Raw genomic sequence first — 13,248 nt, forward strand, 5'->3', positions numbered from 1 at the left:
CAATATTAATAAATATATCAATAGGTGCTAAAATTTGCACAAAAATATTAACAACGATGATACGGATGATTGCTTGCAATTGTTACAGCACGATAAAGCTGTTCTGTAAGAAGTATGCGCGCAATTTGATGTGGCCACGTCATCAAACCAAAAGACAAAAGAAAATCAGCACGTTTCCTTATTTGATCATTATGCCCATCAGGACCTCCTAAAGCAATGATAAGATCACGGACACCTTTATCACGATAAAAACCTAATTTTTCAGCAAAAGCAGATGATGAAATCAACTTTCCACGCTCATCCAACACGATTAACTGACACTTCTCAGGCAAAAAATCAATAAGCTTTTTTCCCTCTTCTTCCATACGCAGCCATGCTGTCCGAGCATGACTTTCTGATATCTCCTGTAGTTTTTTAAAATGAAATCCCACACTTCCAGAACTTTTAGAAAAACGATCCAAATAATGGTGAACTAATTTGTGCTCTGCTCCCTTTTTCATGCGACCAACAGCAAAAATAGAAATTTGCATGTTAATGATCTCCAAAGAGAATTGACTTTGTATTCTTTAAATCTGGAGCAAGCCACATTTTTTCTAAATTATAAAAGAGACGAATTTCTGGACGAAAAAGATGGACGATAATATCACCTGTATCAATCAATACCCAATCACCTCCCACAAGCCCTTCTACCTTCGCAAGACCATATCCACTGTCTTTCCAAGTGCGCAATAAATGGTCAGCAACAGCAGTTACATGACGTTGTGAGTATACTGAAGCTATCACCATGTAATCAGCCAGAGATGACTTACCTTGAATATCAATAGAGATAATATCTTCTGCCTTCATATCCTCTAAACTCTTGAGAATAATTTCAAGACCATCACTGGCAGAAAAGATTTTTTTTTCTGTTACAGATGCGATACCGTAAGAGTGTTTTTGTGCGACGTTTTCCAGACCAATATCCTTTCTTATCATTTGAAATATAAAAAAAGAGAGAAGCAGAATCTTATAAAATGTTCAAGAAAAATTATTCTCCTTTAAACGAAGACTCGTTGAAGACTGAAAAGACAAAGGTCCATGCAAATAAGTCCAAGCTGGTGGTTTCATAAAAGGTAATCGTATACTTTCTCTCTCATCTAAACGAAAAGAACGGTAAATGTGTGCCATGGGAGCAGAAAGTGCTGGCATATGCACAAAAGGACGATCAATAATCGCAACAGGAAGCATAGATATGATATCATGCCATCGATACCAATGATGAAACGTTGCAAAACTATCTGCACCCATAACCCATACAAAACGTACTCCACGGTGATGTGCAAGAATATAAGAAATTGTATCTACTGAGACTTTACTGCCTATCGCCTGTTCAAAACCCGTTAGGCGAATCTTCGGATGATCAATGCGTTCAAGACTTAAACGCATTCTCTCATCTAAAGATGGTAAATGTGTATGGTCTTTTAAAGGGTTTCCTGGCGTAACCATCCACCATAATTGATTAAGACATAAACGCTGAATCGCAGTCTTTGCTACAAAGAGATGTCCAGCATGCGGTGGATTAAAAGACCCGCCAAAAAGACCAACAACATTGGAACTTTCAACATAGGGCATACGATTTTTCCAAGGAAAAAATGGATTTTTCAAGGTCTAATCTGTCCATTTCCTTTGATCTGGTACTGAAATGATGTTAGTTGTTCAACACCTATCGGACCACGCGCATGCATTTTTCCTGTTGCGATACCAATTTCTGCTCCAAAACCAAATTCACCTCCATCAGCAAATTGTGTAGATGCATTATGAAGCAAAATAGCTGAATCCAAACGGTTAAAAAACATTTCCACCACCTTCATATCTTCAGCTATAATTGACTCTGTATGACATGATGAATAACGTTGAATATGCGCAATAGCCCCCTCAACACCTTCAACTGTTTTTACAGAAACAATGGCATCAAGATATTCGTGCGACCAATCTTCTTCCGTAGCTAATTTAGCATCTGGCATAAAAAAAACAATATCTTCTGTTGCACGAATTTCACACCCCTTTTCCTGTAATGCAGTCAGAACAGGAAGAAACTTTTTTAATGCTTTGCGGTCAATAAGAACTGTCTCAACAGCACCACATATAGCTGTTCGCCGCAACTTTGCATTTAAAACAATATTACGCGCCATATCTAAATCTGCTGATTGATCAATATAAATATGACAGAGCCCCTCTAAATGCGCAAAAGTTGGAACACGTGCATCAGACTGAACACGTGCAACGAGGTTTTTCCCACCACGGGGGATAATTACATCAATTGTACCATTCAAACCCTTCAGCATTTCTCCAACAGCACCACGATCTGTCGTTCCCACCATTTGAACGGCATCTTTAGGAAAACCAGCTTCCTCCAATCCCTTTACCAACGCCGAATGAAGTCCATGAGCAGAATAAAAACTATCTGAACCACCCCGTAAAATTGCAGCATTTCCAGACTTCAAACATAAAGCACTTGCATCAATGGTAACATTTGGTCGACTTTCATAAATGATGCCAATAACACCAAGAGGTGTACGGACACGGCTAATATGAAGCCCATTTGGACGGGTCCATTCACTCATCACTTGTCCAACAGGATCAGGCAAATCAGCAATTTGGCGTACACTCTCTATGATTGCACGCAAACGCAATTTATCTAATTTGAGCCGATCAACCATCGCTGCCTTTAAATTATTATGAGCAGCATTCTCTAAATCCTGACAATTCGCTCGTAAGATTTCAACTGAATGCGCTTCTAAACTCAAAGCTATCATTTCTAATGCTTTGGTCTTTTGTTCAGAAGACATAACAGCTAATACCGCTGCTGCATGGCGTGCTTTTCGCCCCATATCCTTCATTTGTTCTTTTAACACCATACTATCCATCCAGTCTGCTAAAATAATAAAAAATAATTTTTTAAGCAGAATCGGTCATACAGCGTAAAACCATATCATTACGATGGACCATAGCAGAACGTGCTTCATATCCAAGAATAGTTTCAATTTCTTCGTTTTTACAACCCATAATACGTATCACTTCATCTTTTCCATAACTCACAAGTCCACGAGCAACCTCAACCCCATTTGTATCAACAATGGCAACTGTATCTCCACGATTAAACCTTCCCTCAACAGCAACAACTCCTGCAGCTAATAAGGATTTTCCAGATTCAAGAGCTTTAACCGCTCCCTGATCAATCGTCAAAATACCAGATGGATCTAAATGACCTGAAATCCATGCTTTCCAAGCATTAAAAGGCTTTTCACCAGCAGCAAAAAAACTTCTGCGCTCTCCCCTGTCAAGCGCCGCAAGAGGATTTATACGCTTGCCTGAAGTAATAACCATCGCCGTTCCAGCGGAATTCGCTATTTTTCCGGCATCTAGCTTGGTCTTCATGCCTCCACGAGAAAGCTCTGAAGCAGCCACATCTGCCATTTTTTCGATATCACTCGTGATTGAGGAAATAAAAGGAATAAATTCAGCCGTTGGATCACGATGAGGAGATTTTGTATAAAGCCCATCAATATCTGATAAAAGTATTAAAAGATCCGAACCCATCATTGTTGCTACTCGTGCTGCTAAACGATCATTATCCCCATAACGAATTTCACTTGTTGCAACAGTATCATTCTCATTAATAACGGGGACAGCTCCAAAACGCAAAAGTACATTAATTGTAGCACGTGCATTAAGATAACGTCGTCGTTCTTCGGTATCGAAGAGAGTGAGTAAAATTTGACCTGTTTTTAATCCATATTGAGCAAGCGCATCACCATATGTTTTAGCTAATTCAATTTGTCCCAACGCAGCACATGCCTGACTCTCTTCTAATTTCAAAGCTCCCTTAGGAAGCTGTAGCAATGTCCTTCCTAAAGCAATAGCACCTGAAGACACCAATAAAATCTCAACACCTTTTTGACGCAACTGGGCAATATCACTTATCAAACTGTTAAGCCATTCGGCACGTAAACCTGTCTGAGGATCAACCAAAAGAGCAGATCCAACTTTGATCACAATGCGTTTATAGTGCGCAAGTTTTTGCAATCCAACGGACATCTTCACCAACCCTAGTTTTCGCTTCCATTATCCTCTTTACGTGCCATTTCGATAACATGTGCAACAGCACGGAGCACATTTTCTAAACCTTCACGATTAACTGCAGAAAATATCATAACAGATTTACCCGTTGCTCTTTGCAAAATCTCTTGTTTTGTTTTACGCTCTTCAAGAGTGAGAGTATCTATCTGGCTTAAAGCGATAATTTCAGTCTTATCACTTAGTTTGTTCCCATATGCCTCTAATTCCTTACGCACAATTTTGTATGCTTTTGCGACATCTTCTTCTTGAGCAGAAATCAAATGAAGTAAAACACGGCAACGTTCTACATGACCTAAAAAACGGTCCCCAATCCCTACACCCTCATGTGCTCCTTCAATCAAACCAGGAATATCAGCCAAAACAAATTCACGAGCATCGATACGTGCAACACCAAGATGAGGATGAATAGTTGTAAAAGGATAATTTGCAACTTTTGGCTTTGCAGCCGTTACTGATGCTAAAAAAGTTGATTTTCCAGCATTCGGTAAACCAACAAGCCCCCCATCAGCAATTAATTTCAAACGAAGCCAAAGTGAGCGCTCTTCTCCAGAAAGTCCCGGATTTGCAAGACGCGGTGCTCGATTTGTAGATGTTGTAAAATGAAGATTTCCAAAACCACCATTTCCCCCTTTTGCAAGAAGATAACGTTGTCCTACTTCTGTTAAATCACAGATCAACGTTTCATTATCTTCTTCAAAAATTTGCGTGCCAATCGGTACTTTCAGGATGATATCATCACCCTTTGCACCTGACATGTTACGCCCCTTACCATACTCCCCTGTTTTTGCTCTAAAATGCTGCTGATAGCGATAATCAATCAACGTGTTGAGCCCATCCACAACAACAGCCCACACATCACCACCACGTCCCCCATTCCCCCCATCAGGTCCCCCAAATTCAATGAATTTTTCACGGCGAAAGGATACCGCCCCTGCCCCTCCATCACCAGAACGTATATAGACTTTAGCTTGATCAAGAAACTTCATTGGAAACACTCACTGAGGAATCAATCCCTCTACTTCTATAGGCAATGTATCAGTTTTACTAGTTTTTCATTATTGATACTCAAAAAAACTCTTAACACTATCGCCAATAGTCGTTTTAAAATACCCTTAACATTAAAACCCATGCAAATAAATTTATCGCTTTTTGAAAAAAAGAAACTATTGTTGTATTTCTGCTTTTCTCTTAAATCCCAATGCTAAAAGATAAAGCTCTACGGATTCAGATCGGCTTGCAGGTGGTTTAACATGATGAACTGTTTTAAAGTTCTGTTTCAATGTGGTGAGAAGAGAGTTCTCTGCACCACCTTGAAAAGCTTTTGCTAAAAAATGCCCTCCAGGCTTAAGAACTGAAAGAGCGAAATCCGCAGCCACTTCACATAAATAAACTGTCTTTAAATGATCCGTCTGACGATGTCCTGTTGTTGGTGCAGCCATATCAGAAAGAACCACATCCGGCTTTGCCCTTAAAGCATCAATTAATTTTTGTGGTGCATCTGCATGCAAAAAATCCATTTTCAACATAACAACTCCAGGCAGTGGATTAACATGCAAATAATCAATACCAACTACACTAGTTTTTTGATCACTGGACCCTACTATACCTACAGCAACTTGGCACCATCCCCCAGGCGCCGCTCCTAAATCAATAATCTTTTGACCTTTTTTGAGAAATTTATAACGCTCATTAATTTCGATTAACTTATAGGCCGCACGCGAACGATAACCATCCACTTTCGACTGATGGACATAAGGATCATTCAGATGCCTCTCTAACCACCGCCGTGATGATGCTTTAATGGTTCCTGCTTTCTTCTTTACACGCTGATATAATTCATGCGATCCAGAACCACCATATCCGCCAGCCGGTGTTTTTATCGTCTTTTTCATTATTACTCATTGCTCCGTATTCTGATAACTGACTAGCGCTTGAAGTTTTTTCCTTCCTATGTCGACACCATACACCGTCGCGTAACATTAACTCTATCAAAATTCCTTCTCTCAATCCACGATCAGCCACTCGTAATCGTTGACTGGGCCAAGCTTCTCGAATAACGTCTAGAATTGCACAACCAGCTAAAATTAAATCTGCTCTCTCTCGTCCAATGCAAGGATTAGTTACGCGTTTTTTTATATCCCATGTCAATAAACGCTTCATTATAAGAGTAATGTCTGCATCATTCACCCAGATGCTATCAACTTGCCTCCGGTCATAACGCTCTAAATTAAGGTGCATTCCTGCTAAAGTCGTAATCGTTCCAGAAATTCCCAAAAGATGAAACTTTGTACCTTGAGCTAGAACCCCTAATTTATGACGGCCTGAAAAATTATTTAACAAACTTCGTACATAACCTTTCATCTTTTCAAAACCGTCTAAATTAACCTCATTTCCTCCAAAGCGCTCAGCAAGCGTAACAACACCAACAGGAAGTGAAATCCACGCCGTAATCTGTTCAGTTAAACGTAAAGAACGCTTTTTAGAAACATCAAGGGAGTACAATTTCCGATGACCCTCCTCCAATATCAAAAAGCACAATTGCATCAATATTAGGTTCAACAAGTGTACCACACCCTGAAACAGCAAAACGCGCTTCTGTTTTCCGATCAACAATTTCCAATTCAAGACCAGTTTCATCCAAAACGCGTTGAATAAAATATCTACCATTCTGCGTCGAACGGCAAACTTTTGTTGCAACTAAGCGATAGCGCTTAATACGCCTTTGTTTTAGCTTTAAATGACAAATCTTTAATGCTTCAATCGTGCGATCCATTGCTTGTGTATTAAGAACCATTCTTGACCAAACCTTCTCCCAATCGCACAATACGTGAAAAAGCATCAACAACACGAAAATGTCCTGGTTTACTGGGAGACGCAATAAGAAGACGACAATTATTTGTTCCCAAATCAAGTGCCGCATAAAGAGGCGGATACTTTAATTCCTTGAAAAAAAGGCATTTTGTTTTTTTTATTTTTTTAGTACCTACAATTGCCTGACCATGAAATTCAAAAGCTGTGTCCGTTTGAATCAATTTCTGTTTACAATGTCTTTTTCGCTGATATTGCTTTATATCAACAGAAATAGAGCGCCCACCTGTCTGTAATAATGCAGAACGATTATTTCGATTGTCATCAGGGTAATCATACAATTTTTCTGCTCTGGTATCGTATGCTCTTCCTTGCTTTGATTCTTTTGAACCATAATCTAATGGGGTCATGTTTTCTTATCCCTTGAGCATTTTTCTCCAATAAACAAACCCGAGAGTTTTTTTCATCACTAAAACTAAAGTAACAATGCAGCATTCAATTACAAATATCAAGAAAACATTATCTCTTTTTCTATCATCAAAATTTTCAGATATCTGCATAATCCTTTGGTTCTTCTCATTAAATCATAGACCGAAACTATAATCATTTATGTTCGCATCCATTTTTTAACGTGCTTAGACTCTCTTTACAGAATTTACATAGACACAGAATGTACCTCACTTGTAAAAAGATGAATTTATACTCCTCAAGAGTTTTTTGAATTAGAATTCTTCTGTGTATCCACGAAATAATAGCACTGTAATTATATTTTGCAGAATGGCTACACTTTTATGCCATCAACATCAAAACTACTCCAGTACTTCAATCAGGAGTTATTGATATCAATAAGACTACCCTAAAAATCTATATGAAGTTTTTTAAAAATAAAACCAATCCCTCCCTTGTTCCAAGGAATCGTATTTTTATTTGTTGTGCTCTCTTTTAAACTAGCTATTTTGAGCAGTTTTTACTATTAATGGCTCATGTAATGAACTCTATAAGCCTTGCAAAAAACTCTCGCTCGTTTCTCTCTTACATGAAATGATGTCTTGTTATTTCATGCTTGTAAAACCTGTTATATTTTTAAATCAGATATCTCTATTTTGTATAAAAACTCTCACTCCATTGCACCGTGTCATTGAGATTTGAAAATATAGCAACGATTTATGAGAAAATAATCCCTTCTAAAAGTACTCTATACAATTTATCGTTGTAACGAGTAAAGTGCGGCACTCAGCCCTTTAAATGGCACAGTAAAATAAAATGTTTTTCCTTCTTTAATTCTATAAGAAATACGCACTTTTTTGTTTTGTTCTATTTGTTTGCTAAAAATTGGTCCTACAGGTGATTGTGCCAAGCAGACAGTTTCATTACATTGCGTATAATTGATAAGGATAGGCTTTTTAACACCCTCCACAAACATTCGAATAGGAACATTTAAATCTGTATTTGGTAATGTTCGAAAAAGCATCACTGCTTGGCCATTTTTGGTAGAAACAAGAGACCAACTAAAAATAGTATTATCTTCCTGATCATGAACCGTCTGTGTTACATTACATATACCTTGCTTAAGTTTTTGTTTTTCATCACAAATCAAAGTCCAATAATCAAATTGCATAATGATTCGACGTGTTTCACCAGGTTCTCCTTTAGGAATAGATAATTGTGGTGGATGCACCGTATAAACATTATCTTTCTCATTAGCAAAACTTTCGCCCTTGCCTATTAAGGCAAGGACAAACAGAATACTTACAAAAATATTTTGCTTTTTTATAATGATATCTTTCATTATTATCTCAGCCTCAAAGTAACCCCTGCGCCTACTCCCCAATGACCACCAGCACTCGTGACAGATATATTAGAACGGATATTTCCATCTTCAGAGGTGTAACCAGCACCAAAAGCAATTGCAGATTGACTACGCCATGTGCCGCTACCAAATGAAACACTTAAAGATCCAGGTATATCATAGTAGCGTAAGTTAGATACAGCCAAGCCAATAGCCGCCGCTTGTCTGGCCTCTTTCCGAACATCCTCAACTACATAACTCAACGTCTCAAACTTTATATCTGTGTAAGATTTCGCCTCGTTAATACCATTCTTAACAATACTACCAACCTGATCATCCGTGTACTTCTTCGCATCATCAAGAACTATCTTCATCTGCTGATCCGTATAATCATGCAGTTGCCCACCATTAATTGCTTCTTTCGAGCCTTTCTCAATACGACCATCAGCAAGATTATCAATCAAAACAGGTTCACTTTCATTCCCACCTTTTAGAGTGATGCTATTGGTCTTTTTCCCATCTGCATCTTTGTCATAGTTAACAGCTCCATCCGTGACCGCAATCGTTATATCTTGTACCTGTTGATCAATCGTGTCTACCCTATTCTCAACATCTTTTATCTTCTCATTTGTGATCCAAAGCTGTCCACCATTCACAACTTCTTGTGATCCTTTTTCTATCTTACCAGCCGCTACATTCGTAATCTTACTCGCTTCCCCTTTATGACGAGCATCATACGATCCTGTTTCTTCATTCCAATTCAAACCATTCGACGCAACATTCTTCTCAACCTCTTGAACACGATCGTTGATACTCGTCATACTCTCACTTACACCATCAAAGGCACTCGCTACATCAGGATAGCTCTGCTTAGAAGATGAACTACCATCAGCATTGAATTGTAAAACCTTGAAACTTGGAGCAGTCCATGCACCATCCTTATACCCGGCTTCACCACCAAAATACTTCGCTAGCGTCGTATTCAAACTATAAAGCTGGTTACCCGTGATCGCTTCCGTCGAACCTTCAGAAATATCTCCATCTAAAAGAGATTTCAGTTTACTCTTGCTTCTGTCGCCTCCCTTCCCATGAAGTGCTACAAAAGCTTGATCTTCATCACTCCACAACAGAGCATTCTGTTCGAGATTGTTAGATACCTCATTATGAAGCTTCATGAAGGAACTGCTTACACCCGCAAACGCTGCCGCTACACTCTCATAGCTCTCCTCATGAGACACACCACCATCATCATATGTCGTGACCTTGAATTCTGGTGCTTTCCATTCTCCATCCTTATATTCAGCTCCTCCACCTAAATACTTAGCTAGCGTCGTATTCAAACTATAAAGCTGCGAACCATTCACAGCTTCTGTCGATGTTGCTGAAAGACTTGCCGCCTTAACACCTGACAGACTACGTGCCGCACCATCACTGTTTGCAATGGTAATTTCATTACCTGTTTTCTCTCCACCAATCTTAATAACCTTGGTTTCTTCATCCTGTTTAACAAGGCTATCACCTACAACTTTGTTAATCTCATTCTTAACTTCATTGTGAATGTTTGTGAAAGATGTTCCTACTCCAGCAAAGGCTTCTGCTACACTCTCATAGCTCTGTTCTTCAACAGCACTACCATCTTCATTGATTGTTTTAACCTTGAAACTTGGAGCGGTCCATTTGCCTTCTACATAGCCAGACCCACCACCTAAATACTGCGCTAGCGTTGTATTCAATGAATAAAGCTGTGAACCATTCACGGCATCCGTGGAACTATCAGAAATAGCTCCTGCCTGAAGAGATGTAATCTTGCTGTTGGTTTTGTTCCCTTCTTCTCCGTGCTGCGCTACAAAAGCTCCTTCTTTCTCATTCCAGTTCAGCGAATCCTGAGCAACACTTTCAGAAACATCCTTAATGCGCTGGTTCACATTCTTGATATTCTCATCAAGTCCTGTAAATGCTGCACCAACATTTTCAAAACTCTTATCTTCTAATTGCCCATCTTTAGAAACCTTAGACAATTTATAGGTTGGACCTGTAAAAGCTCCATCTTTAAAGGATGCTTCTCCACCTAAGAACTTGGCTAAATCCTCACCAATTTTGCTAACCTGACCACCATTGACAACATCATGCGATCCCTCAGAAAGTGTACCATCAGCTACATTATGAAGGCTAACAGGTGCAGAATCTTTTCCTTTTCCAAATGTCACACTCGTGTAATTAATGCTGCTAGTGTCATCATCCTTTTTATCATAATGAACAACAGCTGAATCATCAGACTGAAGACTGTTGGAAAGATCCTTCAAACTTTCATCAAGCTGGCCTTTATTGACAGCTTCATTATCATTCTCTGCTTTCTTCACGCCGGAAAGAATTCTATCTTTGCTGTCCTTATCTGCAATATTGATGCTCGCACCTTCTTTTTCACCACCAATCTTGATTAGATTCGTTTTCTCATCAAATTTAACAAGACTATCACTGACTACATTGGTAATTTCTTTGTTAATTTCATTTTTAATGTTTGTGAAAGATGTTCCTACTTCAGCAAAAGCAGAAGCTACATCAGAATATTCTTTATCTTCTGTCTTGCCATCTTCATTGACGCTCTTAACCTTGAAACTTGGAGCAGTCCATTTGCCTTCTGCATAGCCAGCACCACCACCTAAATACTTCGCAACATCGCTGCCCATAGAATAAAGCTGTGAACCATTCACGGCATCCGTAGAGCTCTCAGAAATAGCTCCTGCCTGAAGAGACGTAATCTTGCTATTTACTTTCTCTCCATCTTTCCCATGCGTCGCTACAAAAGCATGATCCTTTTCGCTCCACAGCAAGGCATTTTGCTTAATATTTTCAGCAACCTCCGTGTTGCTTTGGGTAATCTCTTTTTGAAGATTTTCAAAAGAAGCACCAACACCAGCAAAAGCAGCAACAACTGTATCATACTCATGCTCTTCAACAGCACTACCATTTTCATTGACCGTCTTAACCGTAAACTTGGGAGCGGTCCATTTACCTTCTGCATAGCCAGCATCACCACCAAGAGACTTGGCAACTTTATCACCTAGTGCATGAAGCTGTTTACCCGTAACTGCATCTGTGGAACTATCATCAATCGCTCCGTCTAAAAGAGATGTAATCTTGCTGTTTGCTTTGTCCTCTCCATGCGTCGCTACAAACGCTTTCTTTCCCTCGTTCCAGTTCAAAGAATCCTGGGCAACACTTTCAGAAACATCTTTAATGCGCTCATTTACGTTCTTGATATTCTCATCAAGACTCACAAACGCACTCCCAACATTTTTAAATTCAGCTTCTTCTACATTACCCTCTGTAGAAACTTTAGATAATTTATAAGTTGGTTCTGTAAAGGCTCCATCACTAAACTTTGCATTTCCACCTAAAAACTTAGCTACATCCTCACCAATTTTGTTAACCTGACCACCTGTGATTGCGTCACGTGAATCCTTGGCAATCTTACCATCAGCTACATTATGAAGTCCAACAGGTGAAGAACCTTGACCTTTCCCTAAAGTCACACTCGTATAATTAATGGCGCCATTTCTATCATCTTTATCATAATGAACAACTGCTGAATCATCTGACTGAAGATTGTTAGAAAGCTGTTCCAAACTTTGATCAAGCTGCGCTTTATTGACAGCTTCATTATCCTTTGTGGCTGCCTTTACACCGGAAAGCGTCCGATCCACACCACTCTTGTTGGCTATATTGATTTCACTGCCTTCTACTTCTCCACCAATAGTAATATCATTCTTATCTGAATTCTTCTTAACAAGGCTATCACTTATCATAGTGCTAATTTTATCATGAATACTCTTGAAAGAACTACCAACACTAGAAAAAGCATCTGCTACAGTCTTATAGGATTCATCAGTAACATCGCCATCAGAACCAATTTGTTTTACCTTGAAATTAGGATCTGTCCATTCGCCACCTTCATATCCAGCACCTCCACCAAAAGTCTTTGCAACTTTATCACCTAGAGTATGAAGCTGTTTACCCGTCACAGCATCCGTGGAGTTTTCATTAATTGTTCCATCCAAAAGAGATGTAATCTTGCTATTGGTTTTGCTATCTTTTTCCCCATGCTTTGCTACAAAAGCCTGCACATTATTGTCCCATAACAAAGAATCTTGCGCAACGCCTTGCGAAACTTCCTTAATGCGCTGATTTACATTTTTGATATTTGTATCAAGACCTTCAAAAGCACTCCCAACATTATCATAGCTAGTTTCTTCTGCAGCACCATTTTCAGAAAGCTTAGATAATTTATAGGTTGGGCCTGTGAAAGTACCCCCTTTAAACGCAGCGTCACCACCTAAAAACTTAGCTACATCTCCAGAGATTGTATTAATCTGACTACCATTAATCGCATCATGTGACTCATCACCAATCTTACCATCAGCTACATTATGAAGTCCAACAGGTGTGGAATCTTTTCCTTTCCCTAAAGTCACACTCGTATAATTAATAGTGTTATTGTCATCACCTGTTTTATCATAATGAACAACCGCTGA

Annotated in this window: 9 protein-coding genes and 1 pseudogene; all 10 read right to left on the reverse strand. The window is 39.1% G+C overall.

Annotation, left to right across the window (positions count from 1 at the left end):
• Positions 1-47: 47 nt before the first annotated feature.
• Positions 48-530, reverse strand: coding sequence for a 23S rRNA (pseudouridine(1915)-N(3))-methyltransferase RlmH (rlmH, locus tag J7R10_RS04120; RefSeq protein WP_010704641.1), 483 nt, complete (start codon positions 528-530; stop codon positions 48-50).
• 1 nt (position 531) lies between these two features.
• Positions 532-975, reverse strand: coding sequence for a ribosome silencing factor (gene rsfS / locus J7R10_RS04125; protein ID WP_010704640.1), 444 nt, complete (start codon positions 973-975; stop codon positions 532-534).
• A gap of 42 nt (positions 976-1,017) precedes the next feature.
• Positions 1,018-1,611 (reverse strand): nicotinate-nucleotide adenylyltransferase, encoded by a 594-nt coding sequence (locus tag J7R10_RS04130; protein WP_010704639.1) that lies wholly within the window; start codon positions 1,609-1,611, stop codon positions 1,018-1,020.
• Between the two features lie 29 nt (positions 1,612-1,640).
• Entirely contained in the window at positions 1,641-2,897 is a 1,257-nt protein-coding gene (locus J7R10_RS04135; RefSeq protein WP_010704638.1) for a glutamate-5-semialdehyde dehydrogenase, read from the reverse strand.
• A gap of 40 nt (positions 2,898-2,937) precedes the next feature.
• Complete coding sequence (gene proB, locus J7R10_RS04140) at positions 2,938-4,077, reverse strand: glutamate 5-kinase (RefSeq protein ID WP_010704637.1); 1,140 nt, start codon at positions 4,075-4,077, stop codon at positions 2,938-2,940.
• A gap of 11 nt (positions 4,078-4,088) precedes the next feature.
• Positions 4,089-5,105 (reverse strand): GTPase ObgE, encoded by a 1,017-nt coding sequence (gene obgE, locus J7R10_RS04145; protein WP_010704636.1) that lies wholly within the window; start codon positions 5,103-5,105, stop codon positions 4,089-4,091.
• A 177-nt stretch (positions 5,106-5,282) separates the two neighbouring features.
• Entirely contained in the window at positions 5,283-6,011 is a 729-nt protein-coding gene (locus tag J7R10_RS04150) for an RlmE family RNA methyltransferase (RefSeq protein WP_010704635.1), read from the reverse strand.
• 43 nt (positions 6,012-6,054) lie between these two features.
• Positions 6,055-7,337: pseudogene (locus J7R10_RS04155) on the reverse strand (Ppx/GppA phosphatase family protein); the annotation flags it as partial.
• 794 nt (positions 7,338-8,131) lie between these two features.
• Positions 8,132-8,716, reverse strand: a complete 585-nt coding sequence (locus J7R10_RS04160; protein WP_010704634.1) for an invasion associated locus B family protein — start codon at positions 8,714-8,716, stop codon at positions 8,132-8,134.
• Positions 8,717-8,718: 2 nt separating this feature from the next.
• On the reverse strand, positions 8,719-13,248 hold a 4,530-nt coding region (locus J7R10_RS04165), incomplete at its 5' end, for a Vomp family autotransporter (RefSeq protein ID WP_208436383.1).

Source organism: Bartonella vinsonii subsp. berkhoffii ATCC 51672, from assembly GCF_902825225.1.
GTDB lineage: Bacteria > Pseudomonadota > Alphaproteobacteria > Rhizobiales > Rhizobiaceae > Bartonella > Bartonella berkhoffii.

Coding starts and splice junctions, on each gene's coding strand:
- rlmH (WP_010704641.1), bottom strand. CDS start 530: ATGCAAATTTCTATTTTTGCTGTTGGTCGCATGAAAAAGGGAGCAGAG.
- J7R10_RS04130 (WP_010704639.1), bottom strand. CDS start 1,611: ATGCCCTATGTTGAAAGTTCCAATGTTGTTGGTCTTTTTGGCGGGTCT.
- J7R10_RS04135 (WP_010704638.1), bottom strand. CDS start 2,897: ATGGTGTTAAAAGAACAAATGAAGGATATGGGGCGAAAAGCACGCCAT.
- J7R10_RS04150 (WP_010704635.1), bottom strand. CDS start 6,011: ATGAAAAAGACGATAAAAACACCGGCTGGCGGATATGGTGGTTCTGGA.
- J7R10_RS04160 (WP_010704634.1), bottom strand. CDS start 8,716: ATGAAAGATATCATTATAAAAAAGCAAAATATTTTTGTAAGTATTCTG.
- proB (WP_010704637.1), bottom strand. CDS start 4,077: ATGTCCGTTGGATTGCAAAAACTTGCGCACTATAAACGCATTGTGATC.
- obgE (WP_010704636.1), bottom strand. CDS start 5,105: ATGAAGTTTCTTGATCAAGCTAAAGTCTATATACGTTCTGGTGATGGA.
- rsfS (WP_010704640.1), bottom strand. CDS start 975: ATGATAAGAAAGGATATTGGTCTGGAAAACGTCGCACAAAAACACTCT.